Origin of the sequence: Coraliomargarita algicola (assembly GCF_033878955.1) — a bacterium.
Taxonomy (GTDB): domain Bacteria; phylum Verrucomicrobiota; class Verrucomicrobiia; order Opitutales; family Coraliomargaritaceae; genus Thalassobacterium; species Thalassobacterium algicola.
In genome coordinates this window covers 3,424,638-3,438,516 of the sequence record NZ_CP138858.1, presented here as the reverse complement: position 1 = coordinate 3,438,516, position 13,879 = coordinate 3,424,638, and the positions used below count along the sequence as shown (strand labels likewise).

Annotated in this window: 19 protein-coding genes; 14 read left to right on the top strand and 5 right to left on the bottom strand. The window is 49.3% G+C overall.

The genetic code is table 11. The features are described from left to right. Positions 1-241: 241 nt before the first annotated feature. Positions 242-514 (bottom strand): hypothetical protein, encoded by a 273-nt coding sequence (locus tag SH580_RS14070; RefSeq protein ID WP_319831481.1) that lies wholly within the window; start codon positions 512-514, stop codon positions 242-244. After that, positions 504-629 (bottom strand): hypothetical protein, encoded by a 126-nt coding sequence (locus tag SH580_RS14065; RefSeq protein ID WP_319831480.1) that lies wholly within the window; start codon positions 627-629, stop codon positions 504-506. Before SH580_RS14065 ends, SH580_RS14070 begins: the two co-directional genes overlap by 11 nt. 1,289 nt (positions 630-1,918) lie before the next feature. On the opposite strand from SH580_RS14065, the gene SH580_RS14060 reads away from it, so the two are divergent. From SH580_RS14060 to SH580_RS14015, 10 genes are all read left to right on the top strand, one after another. Continuing rightward, a complete protein-coding gene (locus tag SH580_RS14060) occupies positions 1,919-2,338 on the top strand; it encodes an SMI1/KNR4 family protein (protein WP_319831479.1) in 420 nt (139 codons plus the stop codon). Between the two features lie 633 nt (positions 2,339-2,971). Continuing rightward, positions 2,972-3,331 (top strand): hypothetical protein, encoded by a 360-nt coding sequence (locus SH580_RS14055; protein WP_319831478.1) that lies wholly within the window; start codon positions 2,972-2,974, stop codon positions 3,329-3,331. A 2-nt stretch (positions 3,332-3,333) separates the two neighbouring features. Further along, complete coding sequence (locus tag SH580_RS14050; protein WP_319831477.1) at positions 3,334-3,549, top strand: hypothetical protein; 216 nt, start codon at positions 3,334-3,336, stop codon at positions 3,547-3,549. A gap of 313 nt (positions 3,550-3,862) precedes the next feature. Next, entirely contained in the window at positions 3,863-5,026 is a 1,164-nt protein-coding gene (locus SH580_RS14045) for an IS91 family transposase (protein ID WP_319831476.1), read from the top strand. 319 nt (positions 5,027-5,345) lie between these two features. After that, complete coding sequence (locus SH580_RS14040) at positions 5,346-6,419, top strand: IS110 family RNA-guided transposase (protein ID WP_319831475.1); 1,074 nt, start codon at positions 5,346-5,348, stop codon at positions 6,417-6,419. A 337-nt stretch (positions 6,420-6,756) separates the two neighbouring features. Continuing rightward, positions 6,757-7,101: a hypothetical protein gene (locus SH580_RS14035; RefSeq protein WP_319831474.1), complete on the top strand. Its 345-nt coding sequence runs from the start codon at positions 6,757-6,759 to the stop codon at positions 7,099-7,101. Between the two features lie 49 nt (positions 7,102-7,150). Next, the gene (locus SH580_RS14030; RefSeq protein WP_319831473.1) at positions 7,151-7,468 is read left to right on the top strand and encodes a hypothetical protein; all 318 of its coding nucleotides are present in this window, start codon (positions 7,151-7,153) and stop codon (positions 7,466-7,468) included. Positions 7,469-7,562: 94 nt separating this feature from the next. Then, positions 7,563-8,636, top strand: coding sequence for an IS110 family RNA-guided transposase (locus SH580_RS14025; RefSeq protein ID WP_319831472.1), 1,074 nt, complete (start codon positions 7,563-7,565; stop codon positions 8,634-8,636). 372 nt (positions 8,637-9,008) lie between these two features. After that, positions 9,009-9,377 (top strand): bleomycin resistance protein, encoded by a 369-nt coding sequence (locus SH580_RS14020; RefSeq protein WP_319831471.1) that lies wholly within the window; start codon positions 9,009-9,011, stop codon positions 9,375-9,377. Between the two features lie 73 nt (positions 9,378-9,450). Then, entirely contained in the window at positions 9,451-9,711 is a 261-nt protein-coding gene (locus SH580_RS14015; RefSeq protein ID WP_319831470.1) for a hypothetical protein, read from the top strand. 577 nt (positions 9,712-10,288) lie between these two features. Here the strand turns inward: SH580_RS14015 and SH580_RS14010 are convergent. Both SH580_RS14010 and SH580_RS14005 read right to left on the bottom strand, forming a co-directional pair. After that, positions 10,289-11,056, bottom strand: coding sequence for a reverse transcriptase domain-containing protein (locus tag SH580_RS14010; protein ID WP_486599293.1), 768 nt, complete (start codon positions 11,054-11,056; stop codon positions 10,289-10,291). Continuing rightward, entirely contained in the window at positions 11,028-11,699 is a 672-nt protein-coding gene (locus tag SH580_RS14005) for a hypothetical protein (RefSeq protein ID WP_319831469.1), read from the bottom strand. Before SH580_RS14005 ends, SH580_RS14010 begins: the two co-directional genes overlap by 29 nt. Before the next feature lie 112 nt (positions 11,700-11,811). On the opposite strand from SH580_RS14005, the gene SH580_RS14000 reads away from it, so the two are divergent. The 4 genes from SH580_RS14000 (at position 11,812) to tnpB (ending at position 13,222) form a co-directional block, all read left to right on the top strand. Next, on the top strand, positions 11,812-12,096 hold the full coding sequence (locus SH580_RS14000) for a hypothetical protein (RefSeq protein WP_319831468.1): 285 nt from the start codon (positions 11,812-11,814) through the stop codon (positions 12,094-12,096). Positions 12,097-12,175: 79 nt separating this feature from the next. Then, entirely contained in the window at positions 12,176-12,538 is a 363-nt protein-coding gene (locus tag SH580_RS13995; RefSeq protein ID WP_319831467.1) for an IS110 family transposase, read from the top strand. A 41-nt stretch (positions 12,539-12,579) separates the two neighbouring features. Further along, the gene (tnpA, locus tag SH580_RS13990; protein WP_319835012.1) at positions 12,580-12,957 is read left to right on the top strand and encodes an IS66 family insertion sequence element accessory protein TnpA; all 378 of its coding nucleotides are present in this window, start codon (positions 12,580-12,582) and stop codon (positions 12,955-12,957) included. Next, complete coding sequence (tnpB, locus tag SH580_RS13985; protein ID WP_319831466.1) at positions 12,950-13,222, top strand: IS66 family insertion sequence element accessory protein TnpB; 273 nt, start codon at positions 12,950-12,952, stop codon at positions 13,220-13,222. Before tnpA ends, tnpB begins: the two co-directional genes overlap by 8 nt. A gap of 48 nt (positions 13,223-13,270) precedes the next feature. Here the strand turns inward: tnpB and SH580_RS13980 are convergent, their stop codons facing one another. Next, positions 13,271-13,792, bottom strand: coding sequence for a nuclear transport factor 2 family protein (locus SH580_RS13980; protein WP_319831465.1), 522 nt, complete (start codon positions 13,790-13,792; stop codon positions 13,271-13,273). Between the last annotated feature and the right edge of the window lie 87 nt (positions 13,793-13,879).

The window sequence follows — 13,879 nt, the reverse complement described above, 5'->3', positions numbered from 1 at the left end:
AGCCAAAGCGCCTCGAACAACTCGCAGATAGTATTACAAAACAAATCAAAAGCTAGCCCCACTTCGCAGCCCCCAATCAAAAGCCTAGTCCACAAGACAGGGAGAACGTCGAGACAGGGAGGACGTCGAACGTTCAACATCCAACGTCCAATATTGAATAACTGGGAGAGCTCGGTGCCACCGTCGCTTACGCAGCCTAGCAAAAGCGCTCACTCTTACCTCGAACACGCCACCGTAAGCGTTACGGCCGTTTTAGGATCCTATGGATTGCATCCCGACACCCACAGGATCGCTTGCGCTCAAACTTGTTCGAATCAAAGTCATTCCCCGGGATCGCAGGTCTCCGCACCTGCTCTGCACGCACGGAATCAAAGTCATTCCCCGGGATCGCAGGTCTCCGCACCTGCTCTGCACGCACGGAATCAGAGTCATTCCCCGGGATCGCAAGTCTCCGCACCTGCTCTGCACGCACGGAATCGGCCACCTCTAACTTGTCACGAAGTCTACAAGACATCCAAAGGGCTAAGCGTCTGGTCTTTCTGATCCTCCATCACATGCAAATAAACCATCGTCGTCTCCCGCGTAAAAGGCTGCGCCTCACGCGGTTCAAGCTCGAGGGTGTCGCTCAAGATAGCGACGCAGTTGTTTATCAATATGACGCCTGCCCGCTCCACTCCTCAAAAAGCGTTCTCGTCCCATTGCGTCCTCCTCGATCAAATACACCTCACAATAAATGAGCTTCAAGGTCTTCGAAAAGAAGTCGCTCTGGCTTCACCAGTATTATGCTCAAATAGACGGCGACGCAAATTACCAGCATAACCGATATAAAGCCCCTAATCGAGTTGAGACTGCAGCACGTAAACATAGAACATAACCGATCATCCCTAAAAGAATAACCGCCGCCTGCCACGCGAGCTCTGCTCTTTACGTGGTGAGGCGAAGCCATTTTACGCGGCCAATACCTCAGCCCAACGGGGAAAATGTATGGTTTTCATAACAAATTTATTAGTGCTCAAATATTCACTTACTAGCAAGCGAAAACTAATTGAGTGCACGAATCGCCGGAAACGGGACATCGACTTACAGCATCCCAACTTACGCAATTCACCTACATACAGCAACTTACAAATCGATCGAGTAGCGCAAGTCCTTTTTCATAAAAAGTGTTATCATTCACTCAAAGACATAACTATCGAAATCGAGCAAACGACCGATAAATCACTGCATTTCATCAAACGAAGTAAACCATGGACAAAAAACGCTCTATTCCGCTAAAACACTGACCTTGCAGCGGAAATGGTACTACAAATCCTCAAAACCTGAGTGCACGAATCGCCGGAGTCGATACCTATCCATAAATTCGACAACAAACCCACTAATCACTATAAAACAGATACTTATACATCAAGACAAACAGTTACTGTGGGATTTATCAAAAAGTGTTATCATTCACTCAGATTCAAAAACCACCTCTGAGTGCACGAATCGCCGGAAACAAAATCTTGATATCACACATAATTTTGACTTACCTACTGACTATCCAGTCGACCGCAATCCCCCGACAGGACTAAAGCCTCAGTCATACAAATCAAACGGTTCCATCGAAAAACACCTCACAATCAAACAAAACACCAACCCGAGTTATCATTCACTGAGTGAATGATATAACACTGTTAAAGAGACGGAATAATTGAAATCCAACCGATCCATTTCTTGAGGCAAAAAGAGGAAAAGAAGAGAAGGAATTAAAGAATTCAAGGAATAGAAAAATCGAAGGTAAAAAACTAATCCACAAGCGCTCATGAAGGATTCCATTTCAACCACTCAAACCACCACTTCCAATCAGCTTTAACCAGACGAGTGGTCAACTCCGTTCGTGCCTCACTTCGTGAGCACTCTCCACGTTGGGTGAAAAAATATGAATCTCGAATCCTCATTTTCCAAGCTCTTCCCAAGTGCCTCTGAAAAAGAAATTAAGGAACTTAAGCAACAGACAGGTGGAATACCTGAAGCATATCGAGAGTTTTTGAATAGGTCAAATGGAGCAGATGGAGCGCTCGGGCAACCAGACAGCGTTGCTTTAAGAATTTACCCAACAACAGAACAGAAAAAATTGAATGAAGTGTATGAAATCCAAAAGTGGATGCCGAACCTATGGATGTTTGGAGACGACAGTGGAGACTACGCCTACTGCTTTAATAGAGAAGAGAATCAAGCTTCCGACCTATGGCAAATCGTAGAGATTCCTTTGGGCGACTTGAGTCCAGAGGAAGTAAGAGAAGTAGAAAATAACTTTTCCACATGGGCTAAAAATAGATTCCAAGTTAACATAAAATGAACAAGACCCAACCAGTCGGTAGTCTCAATTCAGTTACGCGCTCCGCGCTTCACTGAATCGAGACACCTCGACGATATGGGAAAGAAAATTGAATCGACGGACCGAAGCCGATTAGATTAGCTTTAAGGGGTAAGAGAAGATAGAATCCCCCGAAGCACGAAGCCGAGTCGGCAATTGAACCGAAGAAGAAATCAAGACAGCCACAGACCCCGATGAAGATCACCATTCAGGACTCCCCCACCACCACGGTCTGCGGCCATATCCAGACGGCACAGGTCAACCCATTTTACGCGCTAGAAATCCGATAACCCTCATCAATCCGAAATCCTCAGGCTGGGTGCCTGGCCTCCACGATATGGGAAAGAATTGAAGAACCACAGATGACACGGATTAGCACAGATCATGAAAGAACAGAAGCAAGGAAATCTGTGTCCATCTGCGCAATCTGTGGTTTAAAACAAACCGATCCAAGGAAAGATAAAGCACTTGCCCAGAGCAGCCTCATTGGGCACGCTCGAATCCATATCCAGACGCTGCTGGACAATCCCATTTACGCCCAAAAATATTCGATAACCACTTAAACTTTTGAGCTCGAAGGCTGGGATGCCAGAGCTTCACGTTCACTGAATAAATATGAAACTTGATCCCCAAGAGCTTGAGTCTTTCCCTGATCGGGAGTGGAACATCACCGATAATGTAAGCGCAATATCCTTCTTGGAGTCGATTAGAATACTCGATTCCTTTAAGGAAGTAAAACCACTTCCCTTCGGTGGGAATGTTCAAATGCTCCTGTGCACTATTTCTCCTAATCATTGGATTGTTTGTTTTAGATTTCATGGATTTGATAAAGATGAGAATAATGGTTTTGCCGTAAGGATAATGCCTAAGTCTAAATATTCAGAATCAGACGCTAACGACTTAATGCGTGAATTTTCCAGAAAGAGTGGCGGAGTTACTATAGATGATAACCTATCAAACCAATCGAATAATTGAATATGAAAGAAATAACTGAAAGATTTATAGAATCAATTAAGACCTCAATAGAACTGTTGAAGGGAAGAGGCGAGGCACTTCGTTACCTAGAAGGAATGCAAGCCATGAAAAGTATCGTTGAATTTGAAAGTCCAGAATTCTTTAAAGGAAGTGATGAAATGAAAGAGTTTATCGAACACTTCAAAGACGAACTCGACGAAGAAGAGGGCAAGACTTGATGATATCATTAACTTCTTCTATTCCATGTTTTAGGTATACGTTCTTAAGTCGCATCTTTGCTAGGACTAGTTCTTGCGCGTCCGAAATGGTAAGCAGTGAACCAGTCGATTGAGGCAATCCAGTGGACGCGCTCGTGTTTTCTTTTGCCGATGGGCTGGATGCCTCATCTTGACGTTATATGAAACTCGCTGCGCTCGCAGAGGAAAGAATAACAAAATAAAAAGAATGCCATTGCTGCCTGCCCGCCCATAACGTGGGCTTTTTTAGACGCTTGATAAGTGAACATAAATACACTACCCGTAGTGTATGATTATGCGTCAAATATTTTACCGCTTCATTGGTAAGGTCGCCGCGAAAAGGAAGCTATCCAAGCAGCAATGGAAAGCCGTGAACGCAATACTGCACTGCCGCACCCCAGCCCTCGGTGGTGAAGTCAAACAGTGCGAGCACTGCGGAAAAACCGAAACAAAATATCGATCCTGCCGCAACCGCCACTGCCCCGTCTGCCAGGCCGAACAAGCCCACAAATGGCTCGAAAAAGAAAAGAATAAACTACTGCCAGTCAGCTACTTACATGTCGCTTTCACCTTCGCCTCAGAACTCAACGAGGTCTTCGCCTACAACAAAAAGCGATTGTATGGCTTACTCTTCACCATCAGCGCCGAAACCATGCAGACTTTCTTTCGCGACCCCAAGTATATCGGAGCGCAAGGAGGCTTCCTGTCCGTCTTACACACCTGGGGGCAGTGCCTGCCATTCCATCCGCACATCCACATGATCGTTCCCAACGGCGCAGTCGACCCAGACGGCAACTGGGTGCTCCCACGCAAGCACGTGCATGCCAAAAAATTCCTATTCCCTGTAAAAGCACTCAGCCAAGTCTTCCGCGGCAAGCTATTGCAGGCACTCGAACGACTCTACCAAAAGGGCACACTCACCTTTCCCTCCCAGCAAGCAAACGACGCCTTCCCCGACACGCTGCGACGCGCCGCACGCAAGCGCTGGCAAGTCTACGCCAAACGCCCCTTCGCGGGCCCCGAACAAGTCCTCAACTATCTAGCACGCTACACCCACCGAGTGGCCATCAGCGAGCAACGCATCCTCAGCATACAAAAGGACACCGTCACCTTCAGCTACAAAGATTATCGCGATCAGGCGAAGAAAAAGACCATGACACTCGACGGAGACGAGTTTATCCGACGATTCCTGCAGCACGTCCTACCTGCCCACTTCAGAAAAATACGAACTTACGGGTGGCAACAAGGCGCGCAGCTCAAAAAGCAACTCCCAAAGATTCGCGAATGGTTTGCCAGGCAAGCTCAGTTTGCACACTGCTTAAGCAGCCTACTACAACGCTTAGAAGCACCGGCCAAAGACTACGTGCCGCACTGCAGGCACTGTAAAACCGGAGAGCTCTACGTGATCGAAACGATCCTACCACAACGCGGCAGTCCCACCAAACTCAACTATGGCTAGCATCGCACAAAAAACAGCACCCACACCTCCGACCACTGCGCCCGAGGTGCCGCAGCGCTATGCCAACAGACAAAAAAGACAGAAAACAGAAGTAAAAACAAAAAAAAGAATAGCCTAAATACTAAAAATGCGCTTAATCAGTCCGAGATCTCACAGATCATCCGCCCCAAATTAAATCTGACAAAGCAAGCAACCACGCGCTATTTCCACTAAGCAACACCCCCGCCATCCGACGCGAGTTTCATATAACCAGTAGGCATGAGAAGGCGTAGCGAGTAAGCTTCAAAAATGGAGCTGAATCGCATAGAACTACGCCACTATGAATACAGCAAAAAACACCCACACCATCGGCATCGACCTAGGCGACAAGAGCCACGAAACTTGCACTCTAAACGCAGAGGGCGAGATTATCGAACGAACAACACTGCTCAACAACCAGCCCGAGCTAATCCGTTTCAGCAAAGCCAACCGAGGCGCCACTCTCATCATGGAAGCCGGTTGCCATTCACCATGGATTAGCCGTCTGTTCAACCAGCGCGGCCACAAGGTAGTCGTCGCCAATCCACGCAAGGTCCGGGCGATCTACCAGACCGACAACAAAAACGACGAACGTGACGCGCTGCTGCTGGCTCGCATTGGACGTTTTGACCGCAACCTACTCTACGGCATCGAACACAAGAGCGAGGCGCACCAAAGAGCGCTGAAGATCATTGAAGCACGCGATGCCCTGGTGACCGCACGCGTCAAACTGGTCAACCATGTGCGCGGCTCTCTCAAAAGCCTAGGCATCTTCCTACCATCCGGTTGCAGCACGGAGGCCTTTGCCCGTAAGGCCACGGAGCATCTTGAAGCCGCGGATTACGCACTCGTCGCACCGGTCATCGAAAGCATCGGCCATCTGAGTGAACTCATTAAATCCGAAGACAAACACATCGATACCATGATCGCCGAGGACTACCCTGTGGCTCAGAAGCTATTGACGATCCCCGGAGTCGGCCCAATCACAGCTCTCTCCTTTGTCTTAATTATCGGCTCGCCAGACCGCTTTGCGACAGCGCGAGATGTCGGCCCGTTTCTTGGACTCGTCCCTGGGCGTGATCAATCCGGCGACGTAGATAAACCCATGCGCATCACCAAAGCCGGCAACCGCATGATGCGACGACTACTCGTCAGCTGTGCTCAATACACGCTCGGACACTTTGGACCGCCCAGCGCGCTCAAAGAAGCTGGAGAGCGCAAAGCGAACAGCGGAGCAAAGATAGCGAAGAAGAAAGCCGTCGTCATGACTGCCCGCAAATTAGCCGTGATGATGCTCGCACTCTGGAAAGATCCGAACTCCGAATACGAACCCTTCCCAGGTAAGAGCAGCCAGCAACAAGCAATCGCCGCTTAAGATGAATTTTGAGACCATTCCCATGTCCCGTCCGGATGACTGCGGAGCTCCGTCAGCTTCAAGCCAAACCATGGCGATTACAATGAAAGCGAGAACCAGTTAGCAGCTCCGAGACAGGACACCCACAAGCACCGAGCCTGGTAAGCTCACAAAAAAGAGTGCGTATGGAAGTCTGACATAGGGAATCCGTCTCGACATCCTCTCAAACATACATCATCAAAGAGTAACAAAATTGAAATTTTCACATTAAACATTAACCCCTTCTCATGGAAGACGGGCGTGGGCAATAGATTTCGCTGGCGCTCATCTATTCCACCCCTCCACGTTCTGTAAAAAAATGAATCTAACCGATCAGGAGTTAAAGGCGCTCGAGCGCATCGAGAAGCATGAGAAGGCTTATTCAAAAATGAGGTATATCCTGATCTTCCACACACTGTTTGTCACTGGAATGGCGATCTTCCTCGGATACATAATAGAAGATGCCCTGCATTCGCTAAGAGAAGAAGCAAATCAATCGACTCTGATCATCGCGATGACTTTCCCACTTTTATTGATTTCCTGCCTCGCGAGTACTTTCCACATTTTCAACTTAGTCAGAAACTGGAATGGGAACCCCGAAAGAAAACTCTTAATCAAACTGGTCAGATCCAGCTTAAAACAAACACAGAACCAGTCGCAGTGAGCAATGTCGCTAACGCGCCATCGCTCATGCTAGACGTTGGGTAAATATAATGAATGTAATTCCTCAGACATGGTATCAAGCGCTAGTGCTTATTGGCGGTTCAGGACTCGTCGCCGTCGGGCCAATTCCAATTGAAGGAATAGAAAAAGGAAATCTGGTATTCATATTTTTGGGTCTAGTTTTTACAGGGTGCGGAGCTTGGATCGATCACCCGGCGAAGCACTACTACAACAAACTAGAAGGCGGTGGCAGCGTATCTGGAATTAAATCTGACTATTCACCTTCTATTCGGGGATCTCTTTTCAGTTCTGTTGGACTTCTCATGTTGATACCCGCTGTATATAAGATAGCCAGCCAGACATATTAAATCCACACACGGAACCAGACCCAACCAGTAGGCATGAGAAGGCGTAGCGAGTAAGCTCGAAAAATGGAGCTCAATCGCATAGAACTACGCCACTATGAATACAGCAAAAAACACCCACACCATCGGCATCGACCTAGGCGACAAGAGCCACGAAACTTGCACTCTAAACGCAGAGGGCGAGATTATCGAACGAACAACACTGCTCAACAACCAGCCCGAGCTAATCCGTTTCAGCAAAGCCAACCGAGGCGCCACTCTCATCATGGAAGCCGGTTGCCATTCACCATGGATTAGCCGTCTGTTCAACCAGCGCGGCCACAAGGTAGTCGTCGCCAATCCACGCAAGGTCCGGGCGATCTACCAGACCGACAACAAAAACGACGAACGTGACGCGCTGCTGTTGGCTCGTATCGGACGTTTTGACCGCAACCTACTCTACGGCATCGAACACAAGAGCGAGGCGCACCAAAGAGCGCTGAAGATCATTGAAGCACGTGATGCCCTGGTGACCGCACGCGTCAAACTGGTCAACCATGTGCGCGGCTCTCTCAAAAGCCTAGGCATCTTCCTACCATCCGGTTGCAGCACGGAGGCCTTTGCCCGTAAGGCCACGGAGCATCTTGAAGCCGCGGATTACGCACTCGTCGCACCGGTCATCGAAAGCATCGGCCATCTGAGTGAACTCATTAAAGCCGAAGACAAACACATCGATACCATGATCGCCGAGGACTATCCTGTGGCTCAGAAGCTATTGACGATCCCCGGAGTCGGTCCAATCACAGCACTATCCTTTGTCTTAATTATCGGCTCGCCAGACCGCTTTGCGACAGCGCGAGACGTCGGCCCGTTTCTTGGACTCGTCCCTGGGCGTGATCAATCCGGCGACGTCGATAAGCCCATGCGCATCACCAAGGCCGGCAACCGCATGATGCGACGACTACTCGTTAGCTGCGCCCAATACACACTTGGACACTTTGGGCCACCTAGCGCGCTCAAAGAAGCCGGAGAGCGTAAAGCGAACAGCGGAGCAAAGATAGCTAAGAAGAAAGCCGTCGTCATGACGGCCCGCAAATTAGCCGTGATGATGCTCGCACTCTGGAAAGATCCGAACTCCGAATACGAACCCTTCCCAACCAAGAGCAGTCAGCAACGAGCAATCGCCGCTTAAGATGAATTTTGAGACCATTCCCATGTCCCGTCCGGATGACTGCGATAGCTCGCCAGCTTCAAGCCAAACCATGGCGATTACAATGAAAGCGAGAACCAGTTAGCAGCTCCGAGACAGGACACCCACAAGCACCGAGCCTGGTAAGCTCACAAAAAAGAGTGCGTATGGAAGTCTGACATAGGGAATCCGTCTCGACATCCTCTCAAACATACATCATCAAAGAGTAACAAAATTGAAATTTTCACATTAAATATTAACCCCTTCTCATGGAAGACGGAGCTGGTCAACCCCATTTACGCGCCGGTTATTCGACAACCACTTAAACTACTAAATTCACAGGCTGGGTTGCCAGTCCTCACCGTTCTGAAAAAAATGAAAAACCTAAAAGCAGTCATACCAGTAATCCACTCCACCAATATTGAAGTTTCGCTTCAGTATTATTGTGAAGGTTTGGGGTTCACCAAGGAATGGGATTATTGTCAGGGCGAAGGAACCGAACGAGTCACCTATGTTGGGCTACAATTAGAAGGAATATGGATACATTTATCGTCTTTTTCAGGTGATGGTGTCACTGGAAGTGTGACTGCATTTGCTGTTTCAGATGTCGACGCACTGTTTTCAAAGTTTCAAAGTAATAAAATTGAAGTAGGATTGGAGCCTTGTGACCAAAGCTGGGGAAACCGGGAGATGTATTTGAATGACCCCGACGGCAATCATCTCCGTTTCATCCAAGAAAAATAATGAATTCAGAACCAGCCGCTTCTGGGCAACGTCGCTAACGCGCCGTCGCCAGAGCTCTACGTTGGCAGAGAAAATGAATTTCATCAGATCACTTTTTAGCCTTTGGTGGTTTCCACTTTTTCTCTTTGTCGCATCTGGAATCACGATTCTCAACCTGTTCTGGTTCATCTGGGCGTCTCCAGGAGCAGAATTCCTCAGTCAGGAAGAAGGGAAGACACTCACGGCAGAAGCCAAGTTTATCTCCTTTCTCGGCGGAGTCGCAGGATTTACACTCTACTGGAGAATGAAGGGAAGCTTCACTTTGATCGACAACACCTTCTGCCGTCGTGAATAGAGAAAGGAATCCCAATCCAACTGAGATAAAACTCACACAATGAAACAGAATCCTCTGTCATCCACAATTCACAAACCAGATCTGGTGCCAACCAGACGTGTTGATCAACGTCGCTAGCGCGCCGTCGATCACACTCCACGATATACAGAGAGATTAAATGAAAGTCTCACACGGAGGCACAAAGGCACGGAGGTTCTAAGAAAAACAGCGTTTGAGCTCCGTGTCTCCGTGACTCCGTGTGAAATAAATCAGTGGAAAAGGATATTGAATGAATCCCACTTCTAACCATCCTGAACCGATCAAACGAAATCTAAGAAATGAACACTGAGGAGACAGGACAGGTCGAGTGCATTGGGACTGACCGAGGGTATATCGGGATAGGACTCCCCATCACTGAGGAGCCCTCCCACACCACCACTCATACGGATCCGTAAGTGGCGGTTCGGCTGATTCAAGGCAGGTTCAAATCCATGGGATCACCAGTCCGCGTGAGGTAAAGTAATCATTGGGCAAAGCGATCATGACCCATTTCACTTGGCTCCCCGATTCACTCTCGTTCATTGCCCTCTGGCGGGATTCAAAACATACGCCAAGCTCCCTTTCGGGCGCAGCCTGTTTTGACTGCGGTTTCTTCGTAAATCCCTAGCTTCATGAGATTGCCGACGCGGGTGCGCCGATTCTTCCATTGCTTCCAGATGTAGCTGCGCAGTCTGCGCCGAATCCACCCTGCTAATTGTGCGAGTTGGTAAGGCGTTTCCATTACGCTGAAGTAGCCCCACCATCCCCGTAGATACTCGTTGAGTTCTTTGATGATGCTTAGGAGACTACGTCCGCGTTGGCGGCCTGTCAGTTCGCGGATTTTAGCTTTCAACCGATCCAGCGTTTTCCAATGCAGTTTGATCCGTGGCTGTGCCCGAGTGCTAGTCAGGCTGAAGCCGAGGTATTTGCTTTTCCATGGGCGGCCCACGGAGCTTTTCGCTTCGTTCACTTTGAGGCGCAAGCGCTTCGTAATGAACTTTGTGATACTTCCCTTTACGCGTTCTCCCGCTCGCTTACTGCCGACATAGACGACACAGTCGTCAGCGTAACGAACGAACTTTAGAGCGCGTTTCTCTAGCTCTTTATCGAGTTCGTCTAGGACAATGTTGGAGAGCAGCGGAGAGAGTGGCCCGCCTTGCGGCGTGCCTTCTTCCGTTGCCTCTTCCAATCCATCAACGATCACCCCGCATTCGAGGTATTTGCGAATCAGCTTGAGCACCCGCTTATCCTGAACCTTTAGAGCCAATCGACTCATCAGGCGGTCATGGTTGACCCTGTCAAAGAACTTCGACAGGTCGATGTCCACGCAGAACCGCAGGCCATCCGTCACATGTTGACGGCACTGCACGATTGCTTCGCGCTGGCTGCGATTTGGGTCCCGACAAGTCGGGATAGCTTGATTCGGAGAAGGTATGATCCCACACCCTCTCTAAGACTTGAGCAATGGCTTGCTGGATCAGACGGTCTAGGACCGTCGGAATGCCCAACAGACGCACGCCGCCGTCTGGCTTCTCGATCTCCTTGCGCCTCGCTGGCATCGGCTCATACGAGCCTGCCAGCAAGGACGCTTCTATCTTTGTCCAATGGTGGTCGAGGTAGCCACGAAGCTGACCAACGGTCATCCCGTCGACGCCTGCGGCTCCCTTGTTCGACTTCACCTGTTTATACGCTCTATTCATGTTTTCCCGCTCAAGGATAGACTCCATGAGACGGACTTGACCTGTCGGGCTTGGTCCGGTTCCGCAAGCGGCCCGGTCTTGTCGGCAGACCTCGGAACTTGTGCATACGTCTTCGCTCTTCGAGCTACGCCGCACACAGTCGCCCCGCATGTTCGCGCACAGGCCTTCTTCACCAGACACGTTACCGTGCACAGCTTGCCCTGCGCTATAGCCTTCGCCTCCATCAGGCTGGCTTTGGGACTTGATTACTATGTTTATGTCGTTATTCATCGTATTTCACCCTTTAATCAATGAGCCGGTTACCCAGCACGCATCCAGACGAGAGTGGACAACTCCGTTCGTGCCTCACTCCGTGCCACCTCTTGACGTTGTGAAAGTAAAAATGAAAAATTTAAACCTAGGACATATCATCATAGCCTGTTCAATCTTAGCAGGATTCATCGTCCACGCATTGATAGAAAAAAGAGAAGCACCAAATGCAACTGGCACATTAAATGGCGCCATCATCTTCAAGGATGGAAGCAAAACCAATCAGGTTGGAGCAGGCTCTATCGTTGAGTTTTACGATGGATACGTCAAAGCCAGCCTTTTTCCCAAAGGGACCAAAAATAAGGCAGCAGAGGTTTATCCGCTCGATCTAATCCGTCAGATTACACTCAAAGACTAGGACACAACCAGTAGGCATGAGAAGGCGTAGCGAGTAAGCTTCAAAAAAATGGAGCTCAATCGCATAGAACTACGCCACTATGAATACAGCAAAAAACACCCACACCATCGGCATCGACCTAGGCGACAAGAGCCACGAAACTTGCACTCTAAACGCAGAGGGCGAGATTATCGAACGAACAACACTGCTCAACAACCAGCCCGAGCTAATCCGTTTCAGCAAAGCCAACCGAGGCGCCACTCTCATCATGGAGGCCGGTTGTCATTCGCCATGGATTAGCCGTCTGTTTAACCAGCGCGGCCACAAGGTAGTCGTCGCCAATCCACGCAAGGTCCGGGCGATCTACCAGACCGACAACAAAAACGATGAGCGTGACGCGCTGCTGCTGGCTCGTATCGGACGTTTTGACCGCAACCTACTCTCGTTATCGTCCGAACATTGACCCACTATACGAGAGCTTAACTTTAGGTTAATCTCTCGGGCATAGAAAACCAAGCAAGCCCAATCACAGCTCAGAGCCGCCGTCGGCGCTTCAACGAGTCCGAACGCCGCGAGCACGTCGCGCACTGGAAGCAAAGCGGATTGTCCGCAAGTGCATACGCGCGTGAACACGCGCACAATTATAAATCGCTGTATGCCTGGCGCAGTCAGTCACAGCGCAAATCGAAGCCGACGAGCTTGCAGCCAGAAAATGCGACTTTTGTTCCAGTGCGTGTCAGCTCGTCTCTGAGCAGTTCCAGCTCGGCAATCAGCATTACATTGCGCTCCGGCTCTCTGGAATACGCGATTATCGCAGCGCCGAGTGAGCAATCCTTGGTCGCTCTGGTTAAATCCATCAAAGAGGAGATATTTGATGTTTAACTTTTCGAGTTCGCTGAGGATTTACTTGTGCGTGGATCCCACCGATATGCGCAAGGCCTTCAATGGCCTCTATGCAATCGCCAAGCACCAACTTGACCTGAATCCGATGGACGGGAGTCTATTTTTATTCGCGAACCGCCGGCGTGATCGCGTAAAATTGCTTTATTGGGATGGCACCGGCTTCTGGGTCTTGGCCATGCGCTTGGAGAAAGGAACCTTTTGGTGGCCCGGGCGCACCGAAGCAAATCATACGAAATGGAGTTAATCTCAATCTGCAATGAAAGTAGCGTCTCTGTGGATCAAGAAAGTGAGCTTATAGTTTTCCTTTCACATATGCAATCAACTGCTTCGCAATCGGGATACGTTGATACACGATGTCTGTGGGATCCCAAAAGTCTTGATGAAAAATCACCTGTCCTGCCGAATCAAAGCGGATACGTGAGACCCCCATCGATTCCTCCCAAGTGCCCGTCGGTGTCTTTTTAAAATCCAGACGCATGGTCCAATCGAGGTAAAAATCTCCGCCTGTTCGAGCTACATTATTAAACACAAACTCCGCACCTTCCAAAGGTTCCAAGCCCTCGAGGAAGTATTCGCGTATTTCCTCAGCGGTATGCAACTGCCTAAAAGCATCGCGGAAATAGACGCGCTCGGCATACACCTGCTCAACCTTCGCGGATAAATTAGCATGGCTGTAATCCATGAAAAGGTTCTGTATCCCTTTCAACATTTCAGCTTCTTCATCCGAGCCTGGCGCGGGTAGATTAAACTGCGCTGGATCTGTTGCTATGAGCGCCTGTTGAAAGGCGGCATTAGGTGTTGTCTGAGTGTGCATAGGCGTGTGTTCGCAAGCGGTGAAGAAGAGCAATAGCGTGCAAATGAGCACGCTATAACAGGAGAGCCTCAAGATGTTCATATAAAT